29 protein-coding genes are annotated in these 26,852 nt (G+C 66.4%); 20 read left to right on the plus strand and 9 right to left on the minus strand.

Features of this window, described 5'->3' with window-relative positions:
• The first annotated feature begins 172 nt into the window (after positions 1-172).
• The 7 genes from ASC83_RS06540 (at position 173) to ASC83_RS06570 (ending at position 6,434) form a co-directional block, all read left to right on the plus strand.
• Complete coding sequence (locus tag ASC83_RS06540; RefSeq protein WP_056059641.1) at positions 173-1,084, plus strand: sulfurtransferase; 912 nt, start codon at positions 173-175, stop codon at positions 1,082-1,084.
• Between the two features lie 84 nt (positions 1,085-1,168).
• The gene (locus ASC83_RS06545) at positions 1,169-1,738 is read left to right on the plus strand and encodes an OsmC family protein (protein ID WP_008905298.1); all 570 of its coding nucleotides are present in this window, start codon (positions 1,169-1,171) and stop codon (positions 1,736-1,738) included.
• A 43-nt stretch (positions 1,739-1,781) separates the two neighbouring features.
• On the plus strand, positions 1,782-2,939 hold the full coding sequence (locus ASC83_RS06550; RefSeq protein ID WP_056059643.1) for an acyl-CoA dehydrogenase family protein: 1,158 nt from the start codon (positions 1,782-1,784) through the stop codon (positions 2,937-2,939).
• A complete protein-coding gene (locus tag ASC83_RS06555) occupies positions 2,936-4,261 on the plus strand; it encodes an FAD-dependent oxidoreductase (RefSeq protein ID WP_056059646.1) in 1,326 nt (441 codons plus the stop codon). The genes ASC83_RS06550 and ASC83_RS06555 overlap by 4 nt, the downstream gene beginning before the upstream one ends.
• A 156-nt stretch (positions 4,262-4,417) precedes the next feature.
• A complete protein-coding gene (locus ASC83_RS06560; RefSeq protein WP_055396334.1) occupies positions 4,418-4,996 on the plus strand; it encodes a DUF3455 domain-containing protein in 579 nt (192 codons plus the stop codon).
• 107 nt (positions 4,997-5,103) lie between these two features.
• Entirely contained in the window at positions 5,104-5,670 is a 567-nt protein-coding gene (locus ASC83_RS06565) for a sigma-70 family RNA polymerase sigma factor (protein ID WP_056059648.1), read from the plus strand.
• Positions 5,667-6,434 (plus strand): anti-sigma factor domain-containing protein, encoded by a 768-nt coding sequence (locus ASC83_RS06570; protein WP_056059650.1) that lies wholly within the window; start codon positions 5,667-5,669, stop codon positions 6,432-6,434. The genes ASC83_RS06565 and ASC83_RS06570 overlap by 4 nt, the downstream gene beginning before the upstream one ends.
• A gap of 22 nt (positions 6,435-6,456) precedes the next feature.
• On the opposite strand, the gene cynS is transcribed toward ASC83_RS06570, so the two are convergent.
• The 6 genes from cynS to ASC83_RS06600 form a co-directional block, all read right to left on the minus strand.
• A complete protein-coding gene (gene cynS / locus ASC83_RS06575) occupies positions 6,457-6,900 on the minus strand; it encodes a cyanase (protein ID WP_008905293.1) in 444 nt (147 codons plus the stop codon).
• A 112-nt stretch (positions 6,901-7,012) separates the two neighbouring features.
• Complete coding sequence (locus ASC83_RS06580; protein WP_056059652.1) at positions 7,013-7,888, minus strand: ABC transporter ATP-binding protein; 876 nt, start codon at positions 7,886-7,888, stop codon at positions 7,013-7,015.
• Positions 7,878-8,747, minus strand: a complete 870-nt coding sequence (ntrB, locus tag ASC83_RS06585) for a nitrate ABC transporter permease (protein WP_056059654.1) — start codon at positions 8,745-8,747, stop codon at positions 7,878-7,880. The genes ASC83_RS06580 and ntrB overlap by 11 nt, the downstream gene beginning before the upstream one ends.
• A 1-nt stretch (position 8,748) precedes the next feature.
• The gene (locus ASC83_RS06590) at positions 8,749-10,155 is read right to left on the minus strand and encodes a CmpA/NrtA family ABC transporter substrate-binding protein (protein ID WP_056059655.1); all 1,407 of its coding nucleotides are present in this window, start codon (positions 10,153-10,155) and stop codon (positions 8,749-8,751) included.
• 146 nt (positions 10,156-10,301) lie between these two features.
• Positions 10,302-10,997, minus strand: a complete 696-nt coding sequence (locus tag ASC83_RS06595) for a response regulator transcription factor (protein ID WP_056059657.1) — start codon at positions 10,995-10,997, stop codon at positions 10,302-10,304.
• Positions 10,994-12,202: a PAS domain-containing sensor histidine kinase gene (locus tag ASC83_RS06600; protein ID WP_056059659.1), complete on the minus strand. Its 1,209-nt coding sequence runs from the start codon at positions 12,200-12,202 to the stop codon at positions 10,994-10,996. The genes ASC83_RS06595 and ASC83_RS06600 overlap by 4 nt, the downstream gene beginning before the upstream one ends.
• A gap of 90 nt (positions 12,203-12,292) precedes the next feature.
• Here ASC83_RS06600 and ASC83_RS06605 point away from each other — a divergent pair, with 90 nt between their 5' ends.
• The 3 genes from ASC83_RS06605 to ASC83_RS06615 are packed head-to-tail and all read left to right on the plus strand — an operon-like array spanning position 12,293 to position 15,005.
• On the plus strand, positions 12,293-13,144 hold the full coding sequence (locus ASC83_RS06605) for an ABC transporter permease (protein ID WP_056059661.1): 852 nt from the start codon (positions 12,293-12,295) through the stop codon (positions 13,142-13,144).
• On the plus strand, positions 13,141-13,656 hold the full coding sequence (locus tag ASC83_RS06610; RefSeq protein WP_056059663.1) for a hypothetical protein: 516 nt from the start codon (positions 13,141-13,143) through the stop codon (positions 13,654-13,656). Before ASC83_RS06605 ends, ASC83_RS06610 begins: the two co-directional genes overlap by 4 nt.
• Positions 13,653-15,005, plus strand: coding sequence for a GAF domain-containing protein (locus ASC83_RS06615; protein WP_056059665.1), 1,353 nt, complete (start codon positions 13,653-13,655; stop codon positions 15,003-15,005). The genes ASC83_RS06610 and ASC83_RS06615 overlap by 4 nt, the downstream gene beginning before the upstream one ends.
• A gap of 3 nt (positions 15,006-15,008) precedes the next feature.
• Here ASC83_RS06615 and ASC83_RS23885 read toward each other — a convergent pair whose 3' ends face one another.
• The 3 genes from ASC83_RS23885 to ASC83_RS06625 form a co-directional block, all read right to left on the minus strand.
• Entirely contained in the window at positions 15,009-15,164 is a 156-nt protein-coding gene (locus tag ASC83_RS23885; protein WP_156379448.1) for a hypothetical protein, read from the minus strand.
• Between the two features lie 6 nt (positions 15,165-15,170).
• On the minus strand, positions 15,171-15,908 hold the full coding sequence (locus ASC83_RS06620) for a hypothetical protein (RefSeq protein ID WP_056059667.1): 738 nt from the start codon (positions 15,906-15,908) through the stop codon (positions 15,171-15,173).
• A gap of 190 nt (positions 15,909-16,098) precedes the next feature.
• Complete coding sequence (locus tag ASC83_RS06625; protein WP_056059669.1) at positions 16,099-17,688, minus strand: GMC family oxidoreductase; 1,590 nt, start codon at positions 17,686-17,688, stop codon at positions 16,099-16,101.
• A 128-nt stretch (positions 17,689-17,816) separates the two neighbouring features.
• On the opposite strand from ASC83_RS06625, the gene ASC83_RS06630 reads away from it, so the two are divergent.
• The 10 genes from ASC83_RS06630 (at position 17,817) to ASC83_RS06675 (ending at position 26,838) form a co-directional block, all read left to right on the plus strand.
• Positions 17,817-18,665, plus strand: coding sequence for a 3-hydroxybutyryl-CoA dehydrogenase (locus ASC83_RS06630; RefSeq protein ID WP_056059670.1), 849 nt, complete (start codon positions 17,817-17,819; stop codon positions 18,663-18,665).
• Positions 18,666-18,883: 218 nt separating this feature from the next.
• Positions 18,884-19,702, plus strand: coding sequence for a crotonase/enoyl-CoA hydratase family protein (locus tag ASC83_RS06635; RefSeq protein WP_056059672.1), 819 nt, complete (start codon positions 18,884-18,886; stop codon positions 19,700-19,702).
• Between the two features lie 270 nt (positions 19,703-19,972).
• Positions 19,973-20,437, plus strand: coding sequence for a MarR family winged helix-turn-helix transcriptional regulator (locus tag ASC83_RS06640; RefSeq protein ID WP_056059674.1), 465 nt, complete (start codon positions 19,973-19,975; stop codon positions 20,435-20,437).
• 72 nt (positions 20,438-20,509) lie between these two features.
• On the plus strand, positions 20,510-20,926 hold the full coding sequence (locus ASC83_RS06645) for an organic hydroperoxide resistance protein (RefSeq protein WP_056060042.1): 417 nt from the start codon (positions 20,510-20,512) through the stop codon (positions 20,924-20,926).
• Between the two features lie 4 nt (positions 20,927-20,930).
• Positions 20,931-21,317 (plus strand): DUF1304 domain-containing protein, encoded by a 387-nt coding sequence (locus ASC83_RS06650; protein WP_056059676.1) that lies wholly within the window; start codon positions 20,931-20,933, stop codon positions 21,315-21,317.
• Positions 21,318-21,451: 134 nt separating this feature from the next.
• The gene (locus tag ASC83_RS06655; RefSeq protein ID WP_056059678.1) at positions 21,452-22,210 is read left to right on the plus strand and encodes a metallophosphoesterase; all 759 of its coding nucleotides are present in this window, start codon (positions 21,452-21,454) and stop codon (positions 22,208-22,210) included.
• 1 nt (position 22,211) lies between these two features.
• Complete coding sequence (locus ASC83_RS06660) at positions 22,212-23,648, plus strand: bifunctional serine/threonine-protein kinase/universal stress protein (RefSeq protein ID WP_056059680.1); 1,437 nt, start codon at positions 22,212-22,214, stop codon at positions 23,646-23,648.
• Positions 23,649-23,729: 81 nt separating this feature from the next.
• On the plus strand, positions 23,730-24,824 hold the full coding sequence (locus tag ASC83_RS06665) for a DUF2855 family protein (protein WP_056059682.1): 1,095 nt from the start codon (positions 23,730-23,732) through the stop codon (positions 24,822-24,824).
• A 44-nt stretch (positions 24,825-24,868) separates the two neighbouring features.
• A complete protein-coding gene (locus ASC83_RS06670; protein WP_056059684.1) occupies positions 24,869-25,927 on the plus strand; it encodes a serine/threonine protein kinase in 1,059 nt (352 codons plus the stop codon).
• 164 nt (positions 25,928-26,091) lie between these two features.
• Positions 26,092-26,838 (plus strand): response regulator transcription factor, encoded by a 747-nt coding sequence (locus tag ASC83_RS06675; RefSeq protein ID WP_056059686.1) that lies wholly within the window; start codon positions 26,092-26,094, stop codon positions 26,836-26,838.
• Positions 26,839-26,852 lie beyond the last annotated feature (14 nt).

Here is a 26,852-nt window from a genome sequence, read left to right on the forward strand (position 1 = left end):
CGCTCTGGTGATAGTCGGCAAAAAATACTATCAAATCAATAGCTGTCAGCGCTTTACCAATAAGCGCTAGCAGCCTATTTCATTCAAATTTCTTAGCATTCCCAAGCTCTGGCACACCTGTTGCAATAAGGAGGGCAGGCATCCCGCCCACCACCGCACCGAAAGGTTTTCCATGAGCACCGTGACCGCTACCGCCTCCGACGCCGTCCTCATCTCACCCACCCAGCTATTGGCCCTGCAAGCCGCAGAACCTGTGGTGCTGATCGACACCCGCGACGCCGACACCTATGCCCTGGGGCACATCCCCGGCGCGGTGAACCTGCGCGAGACCTTCACGTATCTCGCCACCTCTACACCCCAAGGCCTGCAGGAGCTGAAAGACACCTTCGCCGCGCACCTGGGCGCCATCGGCCTGTCGGGCGCCGAGACGGCCGTGTTCTATGAAGACGCGCTCAACAGCGGCTACGGCCAGTCCTGCCGGGGCTACTACCTGCTGACCTGGCTGGGCTACCCCAAGGTCAAGGTATTGAATGGCGGCTACTCGGCCTGGAAGGCGGCAGAGCTGCCCGTCTCCGCCGAGGCCGTGGTGCCCACGCCCGCCATCTTCCCCACCCAGCTGGCCACCACCGATGTGATGCTGACCAAGGAGGATGTGATCGAGGCTCTGGGCACCGACACCGTGCTGCTGGACGTGCGCGATGTGGACGAGTGGATTGGCGACAGCTCGAGCCCTTATGGCAAGGACTTTGCGCCGCGCAAAGGCCGCCTGCCGGGCGCCAAGTGGCTGGAGTGGTACCGCTTCATGAAGCCCTCGCCCCAGGGTCCGGTGTTCAAGTCGCCCGACGAAGTGCGCGCCGAATGCGCCACGGCGGGCATCAGCCCGGCGGACACGGTGTACCTGTATTGCTTCAAGGGCGCACGCGCGTCCAACACCTTCCTGGCGCTCAAGCAGGCGGGCTTTGCCGATGTGCGCATGTACTTCGGCTCGTGGAACGAATGGTCGCGCGACGACAAGTTGCCGATTGAAAGCGGTCTGCCGCTGGTCAAGTTCCCCAAAAAGCCTGCGCTCGCGCTGGCGGCCTGAGCCCTGTGCGTTGTTGCAGCGGGCGTGTCCGCTGCGAACCCTGTCCTTCTTTTTTCATTCCCGTCTCTTTCTTCAAGGAACACCATGTCCACCGATCTGCTGGAACCCTCTGCCCCTGTCACCACCGTGCACACGCACCTGCGCCCCATCGACCGCGACGGGCTGATGGCCTTTGCCGACAAGGGCCGCAACAACCCTGCCAGCCGGGGCACCAACAAGGTCCATACGGTGATGGAGGGGCAGTACCGCTCGCTGAGCTATGTGGGCAACCATGCGCCGGTGGTGGTGGACGAGCCCCTGCACCTGTTCGGTCAGGACACGGCGCCTGCGCCCGGCGAAATCGTGCTGTCGGGCCTGGGCGGCTGCCTGGCCGTGGGCATCACGGCCGTGGCCACCTGGAAGCAGGTCAAGCTCAGCAAGATCGAGGTCTTCATGGAAGGCGACATCGGCAACCCGGCCGCCTGGGGTGCGGGTGGTGCATTGCAGAAGACGCCCCCCGAGATGGGATTTCAGGCGATCCGCGTGAAGGTGCTGGTGGAAGGCGATGCACCGCGCGAGGTGCTGGACGAGATCGTGCAGCACGCCAACTTTTACTCGCCCGTGGCCAACAGCATGCGCAACCCCATTCCGTTCGAGATCAGCCTCGCGGACTAAATAGCCCCGCAACCGAGCCCGCCCTGCGCACCCAAGGAGCCCCATGAACCCCGCCGACCTCCCTCCCCAACTCCACCTGGACGGCGCCCTGCGGGGCGATGCGCTGCTGGCCGCCGTGCGCGAGATTGCCCAGGGCCCGCTAGCCGCGCAGGTGGAGGCGATTGACCGCACCGGCTACTACCCGTGCGCGGAGCTGCAGCAGCTGGCCGCCGTGGGCACGATGAGCGCGCACCTGGACAGCACGGCGGGCCCGGCCGACTACGGCCTGGCCATCCGCGCCATGGCCGAGGCCTCGCGCGTGTGCGGCGCTACCGGCTTCATGATGTGGTGCCAGGCGGTGTGTGGGTTGTACCTGCAGCAGTCGGGCAATCCCGCGCTGATGGGCGATGTGCTGCAGCGCCACGCCAGCGGCGCAGGCATGGGCGGCACGGCGTTGTCCAACCCCATGAAGAGCTATGCGCAGATCGAAAGCCTGCTGCTCAAGGCCACGCCAGTGGAGGGGGGCTACCTCATCAACGGCACCCTGCCCTGGGTGAGCAACCTGGGGCCCGACCATTACTGCGGCGCGATTGCGGCGGTGGTGGAGGCCGACGGTGCGGCCAGCCAGCGCGAGGTGATGTTCCTGCTGCGCTGCGACGCACCGGGCGTGGAGATGCGCGAATGCCCCAGCTTCTCCGCCATGGAGGGCACGGGCACCTATGCACTGCGGCTCAAGGACCATTTCATCGGCACGGCCGACACCATGGCCGACCCCACCCGGCCTTTCATCGCCCGCATCCGCGCTGCGTTCGTGATGCTGCAATGTGGCATGGCCGTGGGCATCACCCAGGGCGCCATCGACTCGATGTGGGCGGTGGAGGCCCAACTGGGCCATGTCAACCAGTTCCTGGAAGACCGGCCCGACGCCCTGCAGGCCGAACTGGATGCACTGACTGCACGCGTCATGCAACTGGCCCAGACTCCGTTCGACACAAGCACCGATTTCTTCATCGACGTGCTGGACGCCCGTGCCCATGGCGCGGAGCTGTGCCTGCGCGCCGCCCAGTCCGCCCTGATGCACCAGGGTGCGCGCGGCTACCTGATGAGCTCGGACGTGCAGCGGCGCGTGCGCGAGTCGCACTTTGTGGCCATCGTCACGCCTGCCATCAAGCACCTGCGCAAGGAGATCGCCCGGCTCAGCACCGAGGAGATGCCTGCATGACGCCCGCCCTCCCCACCGCCACCACGCCGTCGGTTGCCTCCGAGTTCGTGTTGAGCGCGGCATCGCAGGCGCTGTGCGATGCGTTTGCCGACGCGGCCACCCAGGCGCCCTGGCAAAGCTACATCTGCAACGCCTGCGGCTACGTCTACCACGAGGCCGACGGCGACCCCGATGGCGGCCTGCCGCCGGGCACGCGGCTGGCGGACATACCCGACGACTGGGCCTGCCCGCTGTGTGGAGTGACCAAGGCCGATTTTTCGCCGTACGAAGCCCCCACGCTGGAGGCGCTGCGGGCGCAGGCCAGCGCAGCGCCAGCCGCCTCCCTGCGCGTGCGTGGCGAGCCGGGCGTGGTCATCGTCGGCGCGGGCCGTGCAGGCTGGCAACTGGCTGAAACCCTGCGCCAACACAGCGCCACGCTGCCCATCACCCTGGTGACGGCCTGCGCGGGCGACCGGTACGACAAGCCTTTGCTGTCGGTGGCCATGGCGCGCCAGCTGGACCCGCTGGCCCTGGTGTCCGAAACCGGTCGCGATGCGGCGCACCGCCTGGGCGTCACCCTGCTGGCCCACACCCATGCCGTGCGCATCTGCGCCGACACCCGCCAATTGCGCACCACGCGGGGCGTGCTGCGCTACGGCCACCTGGTGCTGGCCCACGGTGCGCAGGCCGCCTTGCCTCCGGGCTTGCCCGCCAGCCTGTGCTGGCGCATCAACCACCTGGACGCCTACCAGCGCCTGCGCCAGCACCTGGGCGACCAGCCCAAGGACGTGCTCATCATCGGCGCGGGCCTGGTCGGCAGTGAGCTGGCCAACGACCTGGCACTGGGCGGCCACCACATCACGCTGCTGGACACGGCCACCGAACCACTGGCGCGCTGGCACGACCAGCAGGCGGGCCCGCAGCTGCTGGACGCCTGGAAAGACCTGTCCATCCGCTTTGAAGGCGGTCTGCAGGTGGAGCAGGTGGAACGCGTGGGCTCGCGCTACCGCGTCTCCACCACCAGCGGGCGGCGTTTTGCGGCGGACGAAGTGGTGGTGGCTACAGGCCTGCTGCCCCCCCACCGCCTGGCGCAGAGTGCAGGGCTTGACTGGACCCATGGCATTGCGGTGGACGCAGGCACGCTGCAAACCAGCGTATCCCGCATCCATGCAATGGGCGATTGCATCAGCATCGACGGGCAGTGCAGCCGCTACATCGAACCGATTGCCCGGCAGGCGCGCACGCTGGCGGCCGCCATCCTGGGTCAACCGGTGGCCCCCTATGAGCACCGGGCGGCCGTGGTGCGGGTCAAGACCACCACACGGCCGCTGACCCTGCATTGAGGCAGCCTCGGGCCCGGGCGGCAATCTTGCCCGGGCTGGCACCGGCAAAAAATTTTTGGCATCCACTGCATCCAAACGGCGTTTTCGTGGGTAGTACCTATAGCAGCGCATCTTGTTGCTGCTGTCCTATCAACCCACAGACCAGAGAGAAACGCCATGACCATCCACACGTCCCCCATCTCCCGCCTGCTCCCCCTGACGGGCGCCATTGCCGCCGCCGTGCTGCTGAGCGCCTGCGGTTCGATGATGTCGTCGTCCTCCAAATCCATGTATTCGCAGGACAGCCTGCCCGACAGCATCAAGGTGCCGGCTGGCAACAAGGTGGCGATGGAAACCGTGGGCGTGGGCGAGATCACCTACGAATGCCGCGACAAGGCCAACATGCCCGGCCAGACCGAATGGGTGTTCGTGGGCCCCAAGGCCGTGCTGAATGACCGCAGCGGCAAACAAGTGGGCACCTACTACGGCCCGCCGGCCACCTGGGAGTCGAGCGACGGGTCCAAGCTGACAGCCACCCAGCTGGCCGTGGCGCCATCGGGCACGGGCAACCTGCCCTACCAGCTCGTCAAGGCCAACCCCGCCATGGGTTCGGGCGCCATGACCGGCGTGACCTTCATCCAGCGCGTGGCCTTGAAGGGTGGCGTGGCACCCGCTGCTGCCTGCACCACCGCTAACAAGGGCGAGCGCCAGATCGTGAAGTACCAGGCCGACTACATCTTCTGGAAGGCCGCGTAAACCACGCACACGCAATCCCCTGCCCAGCGGGGGCTACCGCCAGGCGGTGGCGGGTTTGCGGCTACGATGCGCCCACCCTTTAGCCGCGGCCCCGCTGCCTGCACACCGTGCCCGACACCCCTGGCGATTTTGACTACGAAGCCGCTCTGGCCGCCTGCGCAGCCGGCGACCGGCAGGCCATGCACCGCCTATATGAACAGGAGGGCGCACGGCTGCTGGGCGTGGCGCTGCGCATCGTGCGCCAGCGCGCGTTGGCCGAGGACATCGTGCACGATGCGTGCGTGAACATCTGGACGCGCGCCACCAGCTACGACGCGAGCCGGGGCAGCGCACGCGGCTGGATCTACAGCGTGGTGCGCAACCTGGCCCTGAACGCCGTGCGCGACGCGGGCCGCCACGTTGATGTGGACGACACCACCACCCAAGCCCTGGAGGCCGACATGTCTGTGCAGGCCCACCACGAGGTCGAGGAAACCTTTGCGCTGAACGCCAGCCTGGGCCGCCTGCAGCATTGCCTGGAGGCCCTGGACCCCGCGCGCCGCAACTGCGTGTTGCACGCCTATGTGGACGGCTGCTCGCACGGCGAAATTGCCGAGCGCCTCGGCGCGCCGCTGGGCACCGTCAAGGCGTGGATCCGGCGCAGCCTGGTTTCGCTGCGGGAGTGCATGGCATGACCGACGTGCGCAACACACCGTCCACCCCCTCGCCGGAAGACCTGACCGTGCTGGCCGGCGAGTACGTGCTGGGCACCCTGCCCGCTGCCGAACGCCAGGGTGTGCAGCAACGCCTGCCTGGTGACAAGGCACTGCAACAGGCGGTTGCCGAATGGGAAGCCCGCCTGCTGCCGCTGACCCAGCTGGCAGAGCCCATCGCGCCGCCCGCTGTCTTGTGGGCGCGCATCGACCAGTCGCTGCGAGCGGCGAGCCCTCAACAGACTGCGACACCCGTTGCACCGCCCCGCGCAGAAACAAAACGCAAACCGTCCGTGCGCTGGTGGGACCACCTGGGCCTGTGGCGGGCCCTCGCCGGCTCGGGCTTTGCCATGGCGGCGGTGCTCGCGGCAGTGCTCGTCACCCGCACCGCCCCAGTGGCCGCGCCGCCGCAGTTCATGGTGGTGCTGGTCGCGCCGCATGACAAGGCCCCGGGCTGGGTGGTGCAGGCCAGCTCGCCCCGGCAGATCAGCCTGATTCCGCTGGGTATGGCCGAAGTACCGGCCGACAAGGCCCTGGAGTTCTGGACCAAGGCCGACGGCTGGAGCGGCCCCGTATCGCTGGGCCTGGTGCAGCCCGGTCAGCCCCTGCAGATCCCGCTGGACAAGCTGCCGCCGCTGCAGCCCAACCAGTTGTTTGAGCTGACGCTGGAACCGCCCACAGGCTCGCCGATTGGCAAGCCCACAGGGCCTATCCAGTTCATTGGCCGCGCCGTCAAAGTGCTGTGACGAACACGGCCTGGGCCCGATTTCAGTACTGCTTATAGGGCAGGAATTTACCGGACAGGACCACATTCACGCGATCGCCATTGGGATTGGCCTCGCGCTGGATATCCATGCTGAAGTCGATGGCGCTCATGATGCCATCGCCAAACTCTTCGTGGATCAGCTCCTTGATGGTGGTGCCGTACACACTCACCACCTCGTACCAGCGGTAGATCAGCGGATCGGTGGGCACGGGCGTGGGCAGCGAGCCCTTGTAAGGCACCACCTGCAGCCACTTCTGCTCCTCGGCGGTGAGGCCGAAGATCTTGCCGACGATCTTGGCCTGCTCAGGCGTGGCCGTCATCTGGCCCAGGCACAGGGCCGTGGTCCATTCCTTGGACTGGCCGACCTTCTTGGCAATGGCCTCCCATTGCAGGCCCTTGGCGACCTTGGTGCTGATGATCTTTTCGGTAACGTCGTTGCGATTCATGGTGATGGCTCCTTCGGTTGGATGGGTTTTGGAACAGGGAACAGGAACTTCAGGGTGCAGCACTCCCTTCCACCCCAAGGGGCAACACGACAGTGCTGGGTTATTCAGGAAATCAGTGGGCTTTGGCTCGGGTGACGAGAAAGTCCACGATGTGGTTGCGCAGCGCGTAGTAGCCGTCAAGGTGGTGCAGGCTGGTGCGCGTGCGTTCGCGTGGCAGCGGGTTCACCACCACCTCGGCGATGCCGCCGGGGCGGTAGCCCTCGGGCGTCTCGTTGCCGTTGCTCATGAGCAGGATGCGGTCGGCCAGCAAGATGGCTTCGTCCACATCGTGCGTGATCATGAAGACCGTCTGCTGCGTCTGGCGCACGATGGCCATCAGCTCGTCCTGGATGGTGCCGCGCGTGAGCGCATCCAGTGCGCCAAAGGGTTCATCCAGCAGCAACATCTTGGGCTGGATGGAGAACGCGCGCGCAATGCCCACGCGCTGCTTCATACCGCCTGAGAGCTGTGAGGGCTTCTTGTCGATGGCAGGGCTCAGGCCCACCAGCGCCACGAACTTCTCCACATGCGCATCCACCTGGCTCTTCTTCCAGTCGGGCCAGCGCGACTTCACGGCAAACGCGATGTTCTGGCGCACCGTGAGCCAGGGCATGAGCGCGTGGCTCTGGAACACCACACCCCGATCCAGACTGGGGCCGGCCACTTCTCGCCCGTCCATGATGACGGTGCCCGAGGTGGCGGTGTCCAGCCCCGCCAGCACGTTCAGGATGGTAGTCTTGCCGCAGCCCGAGTGGCCGATGATGCAAACGAACTCGCCCTTGTCGAGCGTGAACGACACATCAGCAAACACGGGCTTGGCGGGCACAAAAGCTTTGCTCAGCCGGTCGATCTGGAGGAAGCCTTGGGTCACGGCAGAGGCCTTTCGTTGCGGGGCGTCAGTGGGAAGAGGGGCTGGAACAGCCGGGCGCTGGGCGACATCACTCCACATAGGTCACCACCTTCTGCAGCTGGCCGAAGGCCAGGTCGAGCAACATGCCCACCACGCCAATCACCAGGATGGCAAAGATCACGTTGGTGAGCGACAGGTTGTTCCACTCGTTCCACACGAAGTAGCCAATCCCCGTGCCGCCCACCAGCATCTCGGCCGCCACGATCACCAACCAGGCGATGCCCATGCTGATGCGCATGCCCGTGAGGATGGTGGGCGCTGCGGCGGGCAAGATCACCAGGAAGGCCTTGCGCAGCGGGTTGACCTGCAGCGTGGCCGACACGTTGAGCCACTCGCGCTTGACCGATGCCACGCCAAACGCCGTGTTCACCAGCATGGGCCACACCGAGCAGATGAAGATCACGAAGATGCCCGAGATCGATGAGTCCTTGATGGTGTAGAGCGCAAGCGGCATCCACGCCAGCGGGCTGATGGGCTTGAGCACCTGAATGAACGGGTCGAACGCACGGCGCAGCAGCGGCGACATGCCGATGACGAAACCGAGCGGTATCGCCACCAAGCAGGCCAGGCCGAACCCTAGCGCGACCCGGCCCAGCGAATGCGCGAGCTGGATGGCGATGCCCTTGTCGTTGGGGCCGTTGTCATAGAACGGGTTGGACACGTGCCCCCACACGGTACGGCCCATCTCTGTCAGCGAGGGGAAGCCGCTGCCCTTGGCGCTGGCGCCTGGGTCCTTGCCCATCATCTTGGCGTACTCGATCTGCTCGGCGGTCATGCCGGCCGTGCTGTTGCCCGCGCCCGAAGAAGCGGTGGCGATGTACCAGATCCCCAGCAGGGCCAGGAAGATGAGCACGGACAAAAGGCCCGCGCGCAGGTTGAGGTTCTTGGCGGGAGTCATGTCATGCCGCCTTGCGGATGGGGAAGCTCTTTGCGTACTCGCTCGCCTTGGCGGCATCGAATTCGCGCCCCATGATCTTGAACTTGGGGTATGCGCCTTCGGGCACCTTCTGATCCAGCGCCTTCATCTGCTTTTTCGCATCGGTGATGAGGAACACCTTTTCGGCAATCTGCTTGTAGTCCACATCGCCCTTGATGTAGCCCCAGCGCTGCATCTGCGTGAGCATCCACACGGCCATGCTCTGCCACGGCATGGGGTCGAAGTCCGCGCGGTCCGGCACGTTCTGGATCTTGCCCAGGCCGTCGGCGAACTTTCCGGTGAGCACCTGGTTGAGCACTGCCTCGGGCTGGTTCAGGTAGGCCTGGGGCGCAATCACCTTGGCGATGAGCTCCCGGTTGGCCGGGTCGCGCGCCATCGCGGCCGAGGTGAGCACCGCGCGGTACAGCGCGGCAAAGGTGTTGGGGTTCTTCTGGATGAACTCGGTGCTGGTGCCGAAGGCGCAACAGGGGTGGCCGTTCCACAGGTCCTTGGTGAGCAGGTGGATGAAGCCGACTTCCTCGAACACGGCACGCTGGTTGAAAGGATCGGGGCCGAGGAAGCCGTCGATGTTGCCCGCGCGCAGATTGGCCACCATCTCGGCGGGTGGCACCACGCGCAACTGCACGTCGGTGTCGGGGTTCAAGCCCGCCTCGGCCAGGTAGTAGCGCAACAGGAAGTTGTGCATGCTGTACTCGAAGGGGATCGCGAACTTGAAGCCCTTCCAGTTCTTGGGATCGCGGTTGTCCTTGTGCTTGAGGCTGAGCGTGATGGCCTGGCCGTTCACGTTCTGGATGGTGGCCACGTTCATCGGCGTGGCGTTGGAGCCCAGGCCCATGGAGATCGCCAGCGGCATGGGGCTCAGGAAGTGCGTTGCGTCGTACTCCTTGTTGATCATCTTGTCGCGGATCAGTGCCCAGCCGGCCGTCTTGGTGACTTCGACGCTCAGGCCCTGCTTGCTGTAGAAGCCCAGCGGGTGGGCCATGATCAGCGGGGTGGCGCAGGTGATCGGGATGAAGCCGATCTTGAGGTTGGTCTTCTCCAGTGCGCCCTGCTTCTCTTGCGCCATGGCCTGCATGCTGGCCACAGGCAACACGCTCGCGATGGCCGCCATGGCCGTGCCCTTGCCCACCGCCTTGATGAAGCGGCGGCGCACCGCGTCTTGCGGAAACAGCGCCTTGACCAGCGTGGCTTCGATGAACTCGTTGCTGTAGAGCTCGAACTCACGGGTCTCGCTGCGCTGGCGCAGGGTGGCTGCGGCGGCATCGGCCGATATCTCGGCGTGGTGGTCGGCCACCGTGTGGTCGCGGCCACAGCTGCATTTCAGCATCAACGGGCGGTCGGCATCGTAGGGCGAGAAGAATTCGGACATGGCACACCTCGAAGAAGTTGGTGCCAGGCGTTACGCAAAGCGCGGGCCAGTTTTTGCCGGTGTCGGCCCGCTGTCATGAATTCGTGGGTGTGGTGTCTACAGCGTGTAGGGCCAGCACTACAAACCGGGCATGCAACGCACCGAATTCACTCTGCCGGTGCACCACGCGCCAGCAGCGCAAGCTCCACATCGTTGCGCGCGCCGGTCTTTTCGAGGATGCGGGCGCGGTAGGTGCTCACCGTGTTGGGCGCGAGTTTGAGCTGCGCACCAATTTCGCTCACGCTCTGCCCGGCAGTGAGCAGGCGGAACACCTGGTGCTCCCGATAGGAGAGCGCGTCCACCCCGGCGGGCGTGCCCTGCTGGGCGGTGCGCACCACCCCGGTGCGTTCCAGTGCACCTGCCAGGGCTTGCGCGGTCGCCTCTGTCAGGTAGCGCCCGCCTGCTGCCACCTTGCGCACGGCGGCCACCATGTCGTCGGGATCGGCGCTTTTGTGCAGGTAGCCCGCCGCGCCCATCTGGATGCAGCGCACCGCGTATTGCCGCTCGGGGTAGGTGCTGAGCATCAGCACCGGCAATGCAGGCCAGGCCTTGCGCAGCGCCTGCAGCACTTCGAGGCCGTCCATGCCCGGCATGGCGATGTCCAGCAGCACCAGGTCCAGCCCCGGTGTTCTCGTGGGCCCTTGCAGGGCGGCGACCAGCTCCAGCACCTCGCTGCCCTGGGTGGCCTCGGCGACCACAGTGATCTCGGGCAGGCCATTGGCCGGGTCGCCCAGCACCTGCTTGAGCCCCTCCCGCACGATGCGGTGGTCATCACCGATCAACACTCGAACCACGGAATTCATGACAGCTCCAGAGGAATCAGCAATTGCAGGCACGAGCCCTGCCCCGGCTCGCTGGTGATGCTCAACCGGCCCCCAAGCTGCCGTGCCCGCTCGCGCATGCCCATCACGCCATAGGCGGTGGGCGCCTCCAGGGCCTGGCGGGTGGCGCCCACGCCGTTGTCGCGCACACGCAGTTGCAGCATCTCGTCCTGCACGTCGATGGCGATGTCGATGGCGCTGGCCTGCGCGTGGCGGCCCACATTGCTCAGCATCTCCTGGAAGATGCGGAACACGGCGATGGCGGCGGGCTCGGGCAGGTGCAGGGTGGCAGGCACCTCCATCTGCCACGCCAGCTCCAGTTCGGCCGACTGCACGAACTCCTGCGCCTGCCACTCCAGCGCCGCCCACAGGCCCTGGTGGTCCAGGATGCTGGGGCGCAGGTCGGTGATGATGCGGCCCACGTTGTCCACGGCGTTTTCGATCAGGCGGCTCATGTTCTGGCACTTGCAGCGCATCTGGGTGCGCATGTCGCCCGCGGCCTCGGGCGTGCGCTCGCCCTGCTCGCCCAGGCGCTTGTGCAGCCAGTTGACATCCATCTTCAGCGCCACCAGCAGGCTGCCCAGCTCGTCGTGCACTTCGCGGGCGATGCGGGTGCGTTCGTCTTCGCGCACCTGCTCCGAGTAGGCGGACAGCTCGCGCAGCTGCGCCAGCGCCTGCGACAGCTCCTGGGTGCGCGCGGCCACGCGACGCTCCAGCTCGTCATTGGCACGGGCCAGCTCATCGTGCGCGCGCTGCAGCTCATCGGCGGCACGCTTGCGGCTGGTAATGTCCACAAAAGCGATCACAGCTCCCTGCACCTGATCGCCTTCCAAAATGGGGTGGCTCGAATACTCCACGGCAAACGCCGAGCCATCGCGGCGCCAGAACACCTCGGTGTCCACCCGGCAGGGCAAGCCCTGGCGGAACGCATTGAAGATGGGGCAGTCGCCGTCCGCATACGGGCTGCCGTCGGGGTGGCTGTGGTGGGTGAGCGCGTGCATGTTGCGCCCCATCACCTCATCGGCGGCAAAGCCCAGCATCTGCGCGCCCGCCCGGTTGATGAACACGCAGTTGCCCGCCAGATCAATGCCAAACACCCCCTCGCCCGTGGACTCCAGCAGCAGCCCCAGGCGGTTCTGCCAGAGGGCACTGGCACCGGCGGGCAGGTTCAGGACGTGGGTGGACATAGGGGCACCCAAGCAATGGCCGTGCCCAGGTAGCGACCAGGAACACATCGGGGACTGTGCGCCCGCCCGCCAACATCGCACAATAAGCGGATGCAAACCGCTCACCCGCCCTCTGTGGCCACTGTGGCCCCGCCCCCGCCGTCGGTATGGCGCCCGCCCAGCCTGTCCGTGCGCTGGTGGCCCGTGTTCATGCGCAACCTGCTGGTCTGGCGCAAGCTGGCCATCCCCAGCCTGGTGGGCAACATTGCCGAGCCGCTGATGTGGCTGGTGGCCTTTGGCTACGGCATGGGGGCCCTGGTGGGGCAGGTGAACGTGGGCGGCGCGGCGGGCGACACCAAGGTGCCCTACATCCTGTTCCTGGCCAGCGGCTCCATCTGCATGAGCGCCATGAACGCGGCCAGCTTCGAGGCGCTGTACTCGGCCTTCTCGCGCATGCATGTGCAAAAGACCTGGGACGGCATCATGAACGCGCCGGTCAGCCTGGACGATGTGGTGCTGGCCGAGATGCTGTGGGCCGCGTTCAAGGCGCTGTTCACCGTCACCGCCATCCTGGGCGTGATGCTGGCCCTCTCCATCAGCCACAGCCCCAAGCTGCTGGTGGCCTGGCCGGTGCTGCTGTTCGTGGGGGTGATGTTCTCCAGCATCGCGCTCATCTTCAATGCGCTGGCCAAGGGGTATGACTTTTTTACCTACTACTTCACGCTGGTGCTCACGCCCATGATGTTTCTCTCGGGCGTTTTCTTCCCGCGCGAGCAGTTGCCCCCCATCGTGCGCACCATCTCCGACTGGCTGCCGCTGACCAACGCGGTCGAGCTGGTGCGCCCGCTGTTCATGGACCAGTGGCCCGTCCACCCCCTGCGCCACGGCCTGGTGCTGGTGGTGACCACCGTGGTGGCCTTCTGGGTGGCTCTGGCCCTGACCCGCAAGCGCTTCAAGGCATGACCGCGCTGCTCGGCCCCAGCCATATCGCCATGGTGGCCAAGGGCGTGTCGGCCATCGTGGCGTCACGCGATGCGGCCCTGCGGCCGAGCATCATGCGGGCCGTGGGCAGTCGCATCAGCGGCGATGGGCGGGAGGTCACGGTGTACCTGCGGCGCAGCCAGTCCGAACAGTTGCTGCAGGACATTGCGCACACAGGAGAGATTGCCGTGGTGTTCAGCGTGCCGTCCACCCACCAGACGCTGCAGCTCAAGGCCCGCCGGGCCACGCAGCGCCCGGCCACTGATGGCGACCTGCCGGTGTTGCAGGCCTACCTGCAGTCCATGGTGCAGGAGGTGGGCCGGGTGGGTTATGGGCCGCAGTATGTGGGCGCCATGCTGGCAGCACCGCTGCAGGATGTGGTCGCAGTGACCTTCACCCCCACCAGCGCGTTCGACCAGACCCCAGGCCCGCGCGCGGGCGCGGAGTTGTGTGCGCCGCCCGCACCACCCACACCACCCGTACTGCAGCCATGAGCTCCGCAGCGCCGTCCCTGCACAGCATCCGCCCCTGCCTGGAGGGGGCGATTCCCGCCATCATGGCGACCTGCGACCCTGACGGCACACCCAACGTGGCCTACATCTCGCAGGTGGTCTATGTGGATGCGGCGCACGTGGCGCTGTCGTTCCAGTTCTTCAACAAGACCCGCCAGAACATCCTGCGCAACCCGCGCGCGTCGGTGCTGGTGCTGGACCCAGTCACCGCCCATTTCTACCGCCTGCACCTGCTGTACGAACGCACCGAGGACAGCGGACCGGTGTTCGAGAGCATGCGCGCGCAGCTGGCGGGCATTGCGTCGCATGCGGGCATGGCCGAGGTGTTTGAACTCAAAGGGGCCGACATCTACGCTGTGGAGCGCATCGAATCGGTAGCGGGCGAAGGCCTGCCGGCACCGGCGCCGCGTTCTGGCTTGCTGCACACGCTGCGTCTGTGCAGCGAGAGCATCGCGCGCTGCTCGGGGCTGGATGAATTGCTGCAAGGCGCGCTGCAGGGCCTGCAGGACAAGCTGGGCATCCAGCACGCCATGGTGCTGATGCTGGACGCCAGCGCCCAGCAGCTCTACACGGTGGCCAGCTGCGGCTATGCCACTTCGGGCGTGGGTTCAGAAATCCGGCTGGGCCAGGGAGTGATCGGCATGGCCGCGCGCGAGCGCACGCCGGTGCGCATCAGCCACATGACGCACGCCGCCCTGTACAGCCATGCCATCCGCGAAAGCATGGACGCGCATGCCACACCCGATGCACCCCCGTTGCGCGGCCTGGACATCCCCTACCCCGGCCTGCCAGAGCCGCACAGCCAGGTGGCGGTGCCGCTGCTGTCGGCCGGGCGCCTGATGGGCGTGCTGTTTGCCGAGAGCCCCGAGGACATGCGCTTTGGCTTCGAGGACGAAGACCTGCTGGTGGCCATTGCGGGCCAACTGGCCGCCGCCATCGACCTGCTGCAGGCCGCGCCCGATGCGCCCGAGCCGCTGCCTACTCCAACAGCGGCACCGCCGGTGAGCGGCAGCGCGCTGCGGGTGCGCCACTTTGCGGCCAACGACAGCGTGTTCATCAACGACGACTATTTGATCAAGGGCGTGGCGGGCGCCATTGTCTGGAAGTTGCTGCGCGACCACCAGCACACCGGGCGCGTGGACTTCACCAACCGCGAACTGCGGCTGGACCCCGCCCTGCGCCTGCCCGATGTGGCCGACAACCTGGAGGCCCGCCTGCTATTGCTCCAGCGCCGCCTGCAGGAGAACTGCCCGCACATCCACATCGAAAAAACGGGGCGCGGGCGCTTTCGGCTGTGCGTGCTGCGCCCTGTGGTGCTGGAAGACGCTTGAGCCTCAGAAGGTGTGAATGAGTCCGGCGAGCCCGAGCAGGCCGTCAAAACGCGCCCGATCGAGACGCAAAGCGCAGCCATAGCTCGGGCTATGGCGAGCATTGGCAACGACGAACGGGTGTGTTTTGGCGGGATGAGCGGGCATGGCGGGTTCGTTCACACCTTCTCAGTGCACCAGACCCGGCACCACCGGCAGGCCCAGGCTGCGCATCAGCTTGGTCCACTCAGGCTGCGTGAGGTGCGGCTGCACTTGCGCCAGCACCGCTGCCAGCACAGGGGCAGGCGCATGTTGTTTCATGTCCGACAGCATGGCCGTGCGCTCGGCGGGTGACATGTAGGGCACCATCCAGCGGGCCACCACCATCATTTCGTGCGGCGGGATCGAGGCTACCAGCGCGTCGTGCACGCCCGCCAGTTCTGCGTCGGTGTAGCACTGCCAGAGTACGCGGTTGTGCGCAGTCTCTTCCTCGTGCATGTGCTCGAAGTTGTGCGCCACAAACAGCGCCAGCTGGCGGTACAGGGCCTGGGTGGCGGCGGGGCGTGCGGGCTTGGCACAGGCCATCAGGTGGTTTACACCGTCCGCCAAAGCGACGATGGCCTGTTCGTGCTCCACATGTTCACCGGCAATGCTCTGGCTGGATCCGGGCTGGCGCGCCTCCATGGCGGCGTGCACGAACTGGTTCTCGTGGTGCAGGTGGGCGCGGCACAGGTCCAGCAGTTGCATCACGCGGTCGCAGGTCTGGGCAAACTCCAGGTCGTCCTCGACATCCATGCGGCCCAGGCCCAGCAGCGTGTCGGCCATGAAGGCGCGCAGCGCCTTATGGATGCTGGCGTACATGTCCATGCGGGGGGCGGCGGGCTGGGCTTGGGTCAGTGCGGCAATTTCACGGGAATCAATCTTCATGTGCTTCTTTCATGGCCTCGTGGGGCCTCTCAACACCCTGCTTTTTGGGGTGCCGGGCCGGGTGCACCATGCACCCGTTTCCATGCAAAGAAGTCTAGAAATTCGCCGCGCTTTTGCCTGTTAAAAACTCCTTAAACAGACCCTTTGAAAACCTTAAAAATCGCGTTCCGGGCGCCAAACGTGAAATCGTTCACGGCGCGGCGCGCAGCAGGTCCACCGCTTTTTCAGCAATCATCACCGTGGGCGCATTGGTGTTGCCGCTCACTATGCGCGGCATGATGGACGCGTCCACCACACGCAGGCCCGCGAGGCCATGCACACGCAGTTCGGTATCCACCACATCCAGCGGCCCGGGCCCCATGCGGCAGGTGCCCACGGGGTGGTAGATGGTGTCGGCGTACTGGCGGATGAACTGCTCGATCTCCGCGTCGCTGCGCGCACTGGCCGAGGCCGCCAGCTCCTTGGCGCCGAACTTCGCGAGCGCCGGTTGCATGAGGATCTCCCGCGTGCGTTTGAAGCCACGCACCATGCGCGCCATGTCATCGGGATCGGCCAGGAAGTTCGGGTCCACCAAAGGCAAGGCCATGGGGTCGCGGCTGGCCAGCGTGACCGCGCCCCGGCTCTTGGGCTGCAGCAGGCACACGTGGGCCGAGTAACCATGGCCGAACACGGTCTTGCGCCCGTGGTCCACCAGCTTGCCGATCACAAAGTGCAGCTGCAGGTCGGGCGCGGGCTCGGACGGGTCGCTTTTGATGAAGCCCCCCGCCTCGGCAAAGTTTGTGGTCAACATGCCCGTGCGGTGCTTGCGCCATTCGGCTATGCCGCGCAGCGTCTGCGCCATGCCCGACAGTGACAGGCCGAACAGGTCCTTGAGCTCGGGTGCGTCCAGCACCTGCACCACGTCGGGGTGGTCGTGCAGGTGCTGGCCCACGCCCGGCAGGTCGTGCAGCACCGGGATGCCGTGTTGCTGCAAGTGTGCCGCGGGCCCCACGCCCGACAACATCAGCAGCTGCGGCGACAGCAGTGCGCCTGCACTCAGCAGCACCTCGCGTCCGGCACGCACCTGTTGCAGCGTACCGCCCTGGCGGTATTCCACACCCACGGCACGTGTGCCCTCGAACAGGATGCGCGTGGCATGCGCACCGGTGATGACCTGCAGGTTGGGCCGCGCCAGGTGCGGCGTGAGGTAGCCCTTGGCTGCGCTGTGGCGCTCGCCGTTCTTGTGCGTGACCTGGTACAGGCCCACACCTTCCTGCGTGGCGCCATTGAAGTCGGTGTTGTGCGGGTGCCCGGCCTGCACACCTGCGTCGGTGAAATATTGGCTGAACCGGTTGGGTGCACGCAGGTCTGCCACGTTGAAGGGCCCGCCCCGGCCGTGCCAATCGTTGGCCCCGCGCTCGTTGTTCTCGGCACGCACAAAGTAAGGCTTCACATCCTCCCAGCCCCAGCCCGGGTTGCCCTGTGCGGCCCAGTGGTCGTAGTCGGCGTGCTGGCCCCGGATGTAGACCATGGCGTTGATGGAGCTGGAGCCCCCCAGCACCTTGCCGCGTGGCTGGTAGCCGCGCCGGTTATTCAGCGCGGCCTGCGGCGTGGTGTTGAAGCCCCAGCCGTTCAGTTCGAACTTGGCCATCACGGCCAGCCCAGCCGGGCAGTGGATGAGCACGCTCTTGTCGGCAGGCCCGGCCTCCAGCAGGCAGACGCGCACGGAGGGGTTCTCAGTCAGGCGGCCGGCCAGCACGGAGCCCGCCGATCCGCCACCGATCACGATGTAGTCAAACATGTTTTGTGTCTCCTCCGCCATGCTGCGCAGCGGCTTGTTGGTTCAGGTTTGACGCACGATAACCGAACGGTCGTGCGATTCGCCTTACCATTCCGTCCATCCGTTTCACTTTGAAGAGGGCTCTCTATATGACGATTCAGACCGTAGGCATCATCGGCGCAGGCACCATGGGCAACGGCATTGCACAGGCCTGTGCGGTGTCGGGCATCAACGTGGTGATGGTTGATATCTCGGACGCTGCAGTGCAAAAAGGCTTGGCCACCGTGGCCGGCAGCCTGGACCGCCTGATCAAGAAGGAAAAAATCACCGAAGCCGACAAGGCTGCGGCCCTGGCGCGCATCCAAACCTCCACCAGCTACGACGACCTCAAGGCCGCGCAATTGGTGATCGAGGCCGCCACTGAAAACTACGAGCTCAAGCTCAAGATCCTCAAGCAGGTGGATGCCCTGGTGGGCCCCGAGGTGCTGATTGCATCGAACACGTCTTCGATCTCCATCACCAAGCTGGCAGCCGCCACCAGCCGCGCCGACCGCTTCATTGGCATGCACTTCTTCAACCCCGTGCCCATGATGGCGCTGGTGGAGATCATCCGTGGCCTGCAGACCAGCGACGCCACGCACGACGCCGTGAAGGCCCTGGCCGAGGCGCTGGGCAAGAGCCCCATCACCGTGAAGAACGCACCCGGCTTTGTGGTCAACCGCATTCTGGTGCCCATGATCAACGAGGCCTTCTTCGTGCTGGCCGAAGGCCTGGCTACGCCCGAGGACATCGACGCGGGCATGAAACTGGGCTGCAACCAGCCCATCGGCCCGCTGGCGCTGGCGGACATGATCGGCCTGGATGTGTGCCTGGCGGTGATGGACGTGTACCTGACCGAGTTTGGCGACAGCAAATACCGCCCCAGCCCGCTGCTCAAGGAAATGGTGGCCGCAGGCCGCCTGGGCCGCAAGACGGGCCAGGGCGTGTATTCCTACTAACCCCCGGAGACGCTTCGCGCCGTCCCCCCAGGGGGGGGACGTACCCGGCGCACGGAGTGAATACGACATTCACATGTCGTGGCGGCCCTTGCGCGGGTGCACTGGTAAGGCGCCGCGCCGGTTCGAAGGCCGCGTGCGTTAATCGGCTGCGCTGTCTCGATTGAGACGGCGCACAACGCTTGAAGCGTTTTCAATCATGGGCTAGGAGACCCGCGCCCATGACAAACATCCCCCCCACCACGCCCCCGCCCGAGGGCTGCATCGACACCCTGGTGCTCGGCCACGTGCTGCTGATCGGCATCAACCGCCCGGCCAAGCGCAACGGCTGGACGCCGCCCATGTTCCGCCAGCTGGCCGAGGCTTACACCCGCCTCGACGATGACCCCGAGTTGCGCGTCGGTGTGCTGCATGCCATGGGCGACCACTTCACGGCCGGACTGGACCTGCCCGCCGTGAGCGCCTACATGCAGCGCGGCGAAAAAGCGATCCCCGAAGGCCTGGTGGAGCCCCATGACTACGGCCTGCCCGGCTACCGGCGCCGCACCAAGCCCATGGTGGTGGCGGTCAAGGGCATCTGCTTCACCGTGGGCATCGAGTTGATGCTGGGTGCCGACATCGTGGTGGCGGCCGACAACTGTCGCTTCTCGCAGATGGAGGTGCAGCGCGGCATCATGGCCACGGGCGGCGCCACGCTGCGCATGGCCGAGCGCGCGGGCACGGGCAATGCGCTGCTGCACCTGCTGACGGCCGACGAGTTCGGCAGCGCCGAGGCGTACCGGCTGAACTTTGTGCAAAAGGTGGTGCCCGCAGGCCAGGAGCTGCAGGAAGCGCTGCAGATTGCCCAGCGCATCGAAGCCCAGGCGCCACTGGCCGTGGTGGCCACGCGGCTCAACGTGCTCAAGGCCATTGAGCAGGGACAGGCGGCTGCGGTGGCAGAGTTCATCCCCGTGCAAAAGCAGCTGGCCAACAGCGAGGACGCGGCCGAAGGCGTGCGCGCGTTTGTCGAGCGCCGGCCCGCGCAGTTCAGCGGACGCTGAGGGCCTGGTGGTTCGTCGTCGCCCGAACCACTACATGCCAAGTTTCAAGCCCAATCGGCCGCTAGCGCATATGAATCAAGCGCCAGCAGCTCTCCTATTGATAGCAACTTCCCGAGAGTAAAGGGGCACAGCGCCCCCGCCTGCGCAAGCGGAGCGCGCGAATAGCACCGATGGCGCGGCGCCACCCCCCCACCCACACAATCCCATCTATTAACAAAGTTTTTCACAACTCAATTGCACACAATTGAATTTGCACCCACAATTCACCCCATGCCCAGCCACAGCACACCCCACACTCCCAGCCCCGCCATCCTGCGGCTGGACAACCAGGTCTGCTTTGCGCTGTATTCCGCCTCGCTGGCGATGACCAAGCTGTACAAACCGCTGCTCGACCAGATCGGCCTGACCTACCCCCAATACCTCGTGATGCTGGTGTTGTGGGAACAGGATGGCGTGACGGTGTCCGAGCTGGGCGAGCGCCTGTTCCTCGACTCCGGCACGCTCACGCCGTTGCTCAAGCGCCTGGAGGCGCAGGGCCACATTGCCCGGTTGCGCGATGTGCAGGACGAGCGCCGCGTGCGCATCACCCTCACGTCACAAGGCCGCGTGCTGCGCAACCAGGCTGAAGCCATTCCACCGTGCGTGCTGCAAAGCAGCCAGTGCTCGATTGCCGAGCTGACCACCTTGACCACCGAACTCAAGCAGCTGCGAGACCGGCTCAGCGAGCAACGCTGACGGCCTGCAGACAACGCAAGAACCGATTCCCTCCACCGCCCGCCATTGGGCAACAACCGCAAGGAAGACACCATGACCACACTCGAAAAAGTCCTGTACACCGCCAAGTCGCACGTGACCGGTGGCCGCGATGGCGCCGCCAAGACCGATGACGGCCGCCTGGACGTCAAGCTGTCCTCGCCTGGTACGTCCGGCACAGGCACCAACCCCGAGCAGCTGTTTGCCTCCGGCTACGCAGCGTGCTTCATCGGCGCGATGAAGGCCGTCGGCGGCAAGATCGGCATCCCCGTGCCCCAGGACGTGTCCATCGACGCCGAAGTGGACCTGGGCCCCATCCCGAACGCCTACGGCATCGCTGCCCGCCTGGCGATCAGCCTGCCTGGCCTGGACAAGGCCACGGCCCAGAAGCTGGTAGACGCAGCCCACCAGGTTTGCCCCTACTCCAACGCCACGCGCGGCAACATCGACGTGACCATCACGATCGTCTAAGACCATGGGCCGCCTGCTGATCCCCCGCATCGCGGTGGCCCTGGTGGCCATCGAGCATGTGTACATCCTCGTGCTCGAAATGTTCTTCTGGAACAAGCCCCTGGGCATGAAGACCTTCAACCTGACCCAGGAGCTGGCCGACGCCACCACCACGTTGGCGGCCAACCAGGGGCTGTACAACGGTTTTCTGGCGGCAGGCCTGTTCTGGGGGCTGTTCACCGGCAACCGGGTGTTCAAGATCTTCTTCCTGGCCTGCGTGATCGTGGCCGGGGTGTTTGGCGCCGCCACCGCAGCGCCCAAGATCTTCTTCAGCCAGGCGCTGCCCGCGATCATTGCGCTGGGCCTGGTGCTGGCGCTGGACAAAAAACCCGCCGTACAGCGCAGCCTCTGAGCTACCAAAACCATAGCTGCCAGCGCTTGATCAACAAGCGCTGGCAGCTATTTTTGCTTTGAATCCACGCAGGTACAGCCACCTGCAAGCTGGCGTTCAGCGACACCCGCGATGATGGGGTTGGAGACAACCCCATGAAAATCGCCCTGCTGTCCGACATCCACGCCAACCGCCAGGCCCTGGACGCCTGCCTGCAACACGCCCGCGCCCAGGGCGCCGAGCAGTTTGCGCTGCTGGGCGACCTGGTGGGCTACGGCGGCGAGCCCGTGGCCGTGGTGGAGCAGGTGCGCGACCTGGCCCAGCAAGGTGCCCTGTGTGTGCTGGGCAACCACGACGCCATGGCCCTGGCCCCGCCTGCCAACCCACGCAACCGCAGCGAGCTGGGAGCGCAATGGACGCACGACCAGCTCGGCAACAGCCACATCGCCTTTTTGCAGTCGCTGCCGCTCACGGCGCGGCTGGGCAGCAGCGCCTTGCTGGTGCACGCCAGTGCCGACATGCCCGCGCAATGGCGGTATGTGGAGGACTCCAACGCCGCCGAGCGCAGCATGACCGCAGCGCAAGGCATCGACCCCGCCATCCGCTACGTGTTCAGCGGCCATGTGCACGAGCAGGTGCTGTACTTCCTCACGCCCACCGCCAAGCTGATGCGCTTTGCGCCCGAGCCCGGCGTGCCCGTGCCTGTGCCAACGCACCGCCAGTGGCTGGGCATCGTGGGCTCCGTGGGCCAGCCGCGCGACGGCGATGCACGCGCCATGTACGCTCTGTTCGACGACACCGCCAAGCAGATCACGTTCTACCGCGTGCCCTACGACCACCTGGCCGCCGCCGCCGCCATCCGCGCGGCTGGCCTGCCCGGCTTCTACGCCGACCGCCTCGAAAAAGGCCAGTGACATGAAACTGCTGGAGCCCGGCACCGAGATCGACGGCTTCCGCGTGGTGGGCTGCATCCACGCGGGCGGCATGGCCCACATCTACGCCGTGGAATACGCGCAGGCCGACCGCAGCCCCGGCTTTGCCATGGCGATGAAGATCCCGCGCATGACGGCGGGTGACGGGGCCGAGAACATCGTGAGCTTCGAGGTGGAGCTGCAGATCCTACCCGTGCTCAGCGGCCCGCATGTGCCGCGTTTTGTGGCGGCGGGCGACCTGGTGCGGCTGCCCTACCTGGTCATGGAATACATCCCCGGCCAGACGCTGCAGCACTGGCTGGATGCGCCCGGGCGCTGCGACATCGCCACCATCGCCCGCCTGGGCGCGGCCACGGCGCGCGCCGCGCACAGCCTGCACCAGCAGAACGTGTGCCACCTGGACCTCAAACCTGCCAACGTGCTCATCAAAGAAGATGGCACGGCCGTGCTGCTGGACTTTGGCCTCTCGTGCCACGCCCACTACCCGGACCTGCTGGCCGAGGAAATGCGCCAGGCCGTGGGCTCGCCCGCCTGGATCGCACCGGAGCAGGTGGTGGGCGTGCGCGGAGACCCGCGCAGCGATATCTTTGCCATCGGCGTGATGCTGTACGAGCTGGCCACTGGCGAGCTGCCCTTTGGCGCACCCACCACCAGCGGCGGCATGCGCCAGCGGCTGTGGATGACGCCCGCGCCGCCGCGCAAGCACCGGGCCGACATCCCGCCCTGGCTGCAGGAGGTCATCCTGCGCTGCCTGGAGCCCGAGGCCGCAAGCCGTTACCCCTCGGCCGCGCACCTGGCGTTTGACCTGTCCAACCCCGAGCAGGTACTCATCACCGAACGCGGCGAGCGCACCGAGCGCACGCCGCTGCGCACCCACCTGCGCCGCTGGCTGCGCGCAGCGGGCATGCACTACACCCCCAGCCCCCTGCCCTCGCAGCAGATCGAGGACACGCCCATCCTCATGGTCGCGGTGCCCCATGCCGATGTGAGCGATGCCACGCTGTACTCGCTGCGCCAGGCCGTGGCCCGCTCGCTGGGCATCCGCCCCGGCGCGCGGCTGGCCTGCGTGACGGTGGTGTCGCCCGGCGCCAGCAGCACCAGCGACAGCGAGCGCAGCGAAACCACGCTGCACCGCCAGCACATGGCGCGCCTGCGCCAGTGGGCCCAAGGGCTGGACCTGACCGGCCATGCCGTGAGCTACCACGTGCTCGAAGCGGGCGACGTGGCCCAGGCGCTGGTGCGCTATGCGGCCAGCAACCACGTGAGCATGATGATCCTGGGCGCCGCCACCCACGGGCTGCAAACCCAGCGCTTTTTTGCCACGGTGCCCATGCGCGTGGCGCGCGATGCGCCCTGCACCGTCATCCTGGTCAAGCAGGCGCTGCCATTCGAGCAACTGGCCCAGCCCACAACCGATTGAACACTTCGGCACACGGAGCCTGTGTCGCCCAGGCGGCGCGCGCCGCTTGAGCGCACGCCCGCTTTGGTTTAGCGTCGCGGCATGAGCACCACCATCCTTCTCGTGCGCCAGGACCAGCTGGCCACCACCCGCCTGTTGACCACCGACGACACCCCGCTGGCCGAGGGCCAGGTCCGCGTGCGGGTCGAGTCGTTTGCCCTCACGGCCAACAACATCACCTATGCCGCGCTGGGCGACATGCTGAACTACTGGCAGTTCTTCCCCACCGGCGAGGCCGGCTGGGGCATCGTGCCTGTGTGGGGCTTCGGCACCGTGGTGCAGTCGCTGCACCCGGCCGTGGCGGTGGGCGAGCGGCTGTATGGCTACTGGCCCATGGCCAGCCAGGCCGTGCTGTCGCCCCAGCGTGTCAACCCCACGGGCTTCAGCGACGGCGCCCCGCACCGCGCGGGCCTGCATGCGGTCTACAACCACTACCTGCGCACCAGCACCGACGGGCTGTACCGCGCCGACAACGAGGACGTGCAGGCGCTCCTGCGGCCACTGTTCATCACCTCGTGGCTCATCGACGATTTTCTGGCGGACCAGCAGTTCTTTGGCGCCCGGCGCATGCTGCTGTCAAGCGCGTCGAGCAAAACGGCCTACGGCACCGCCTTCCAGCTTGCACAGCGCGACGGCATCGAGGTCATTGGCCTCACCTCGCCCGGCAATGTGGCGTTTTGCGAAAGCCTGGGCTGCTACAGCCGCGTGGTCACCTACGACGCACTGGACCAGATCGACGGCGCCACACCCAGCGTCTACATCGACTTTGCGGGCAGCGTGGGCCTGCGCCAGCGCATCCACGCCCACTTCACGGGCCTGGCCTACAGCTGCTCGGTGGGCGCCAGCCACGTGCAGGACCTGGGCGGCGCAGGCCAGCTGCCCGGCCCGCGCCCGGTGATGTTCTTTGCGCCCGCCCAGGTCAAGAAGCGCCACACCGACTGGGGCGCCCAGGGCCTGAACGAGCGCCTGGTGGCGGCGTGGAACCAGTTCAGCACCGCCGTGTCGTCGGGGCCGCAGCCCTGGCTGGTGGTGCAGCGCCATGCGGGTCCCCAGGCCACGCAAACCCTGTTCGCCAGCGTGCTGGCGGGCAGCGGCGACCCGCGCGCGGGGCATATCGCGACGATGCTGCCCGCTTAAAGCCCGCAACCCGGCGGCCAAGGGCTTGGCGGCGACAATGGGGCATGACCCCATTGCCCCCCGATACCGCTACCAACCCCGCCAACGACCAGCACCCCTACGCCCGCCTCACCCCCGACCAAGTGCTGGACGCACTGGCTGGCGTGGGCCTGTACGGCGATGGCCGCCTCATGGCCCTGTCGTCGTACGAAAACCGGGTGTACCAGGCGACGCTGGAAGACGGCGAGCGCGTGGTGGCCAAGTTTTACCGCCCAGGCCGCTGGAGCGAGGCGCAGATCCTCGAAGAACACGCCTTTGCCGCCGAGCTGATGGCCGCCGAGGTGCCCGCCGTGGGCCCGCTGGTGCTGAACGGCACCACCCTGCACCAGCACAATGGCTTTGCGTTTTCCGTCAGCCCCTGGCGCGGCGGGCGCCAGCCCGAGCTGGACGACTTCGAGGTGCTGGAATGGATCGGCCGCTTTCTGGCCCGCATCCACACCGTGGGCGCCGCCCAGCCCTTTGCACACCGACCCACGCTGGACCTGGCCACCTTCGGCACGGCATCGCGCGACTGGCTGCTGATGAACGAGATCATTCCGCTCGACATGCAAGCCGCCTGGAAGGCCCAGTGCGACAAAGCTCTTGATTTGATAGCTGCCAGCGCATATTCCACTAGCGCTACAGGCCAATTTGGCTTGAACAATGCCACCATGATCCGCCTGCACGGCGACTGCCACCCCGGCAACATCCTCTGGACCCCGCTGGATGAATGGGGCCGCGGCGGCCCGCACTTTGTGGACCTGGACGACGCACGCATGGGTCCGGCCGTGCAGGATCTGTGGATGCTGCTGTCGGGAGACCGGCGCCAGCGCACCCACCAGCTCGGCGCCCTGATCGACGGCTACGAGCAGTTCCGCAGCTTCGACCGCCGCGAGCTGGCGCTCATCGAACCGCTGCGCACCTTGCGCCTGATCCACTACAGCGCCTGGCTCGCGCGCCGCTGGCAAGACCCGATCTTCCCGGTGAACTTTCCCTGGTTTGGCAGCAGCGACTACTGGCGCGGGCAGGTGGACATGCTGATCGAGCAGATCGAGGCGATGGAGGAAGAACCGCTGGTGGCCTGACAAGGTGGACCGGGCGGGGACAGGCCCCACCAGCGCAGGCCCGGCCATTGCAAACGATTGTCAACCCCTGCGCACAGCTGCCCGATGTGGGGCACCATCAAGGCACCTCTTCCCCAAAGAGGTGTTTCTTTGATTTCACGGCCCCCGGCCCAGAGCCCACCACCATGCGCATCGCAGTCCTTGACGACGACCTTCTCCTGCTGGAGCAGATCAAGGGCACCCTGGAATGCCACCACCATGTGTGCCACACCTACGCCGACGGCACCAGTCTGCTGAAGGCCCTGCGGCACGACACCTTCGACCTGCTGATCGTCGACTGGCACCTGCCGGACATGGAGGGCACCGAGGTCGTACAGACCGTGCGCGACATGAGCGGCATGCAGTTGCCAATCCTGTTCATCACCCGCCGCAACGATGAACGCGACGTGGTCGAAGCGCTCTCGCGCGGTGCCGACGATTTCATGAGCAAGCCCCTGCGCATGGGCGAACTCGTGGCCCGCATCACAGCGCTGCTGCGCCGCGCCTACCCCGAAAGCATGGGCGCCCGCATGACCTTCGGCGCCTACTGTTTTGACGCCGACAAGCGCTCTCTGAGCGTGCACGGCCAGCCCATCGAACTCAAGCACCGCGAGTACGAACTGGCCCTGTTCATGTTCCGTAACGCGGGGCGCCTGCTGTCCCGCACCCACCTGCGCGAAGCCGTCTGGGGCGACAGCGCCGAAACCCCCTCGCGCTCGCTCGACACCCACATGTCACGCCTGCGCACGAAGCTGGAGCTGACCGAGAACAACGGCTACACGATCTCAGCGATTTATGGGATGGGGTACCGGCTGGATCCTGTGGGCGCACCAGCCCTCCACCGCGCCCCTGGGCAGCAACGCGCCGCGACCACCGAAACACTTTCAGGGTAGTGGCCGGCAGTGCC

Source organism: Acidovorax sp. Root402 (assembly GCF_001425125.1).
Lineage (GTDB): Bacteria > Pseudomonadota > Gammaproteobacteria > Burkholderiales > Burkholderiaceae_C > Acidovorax > Acidovorax delafieldii.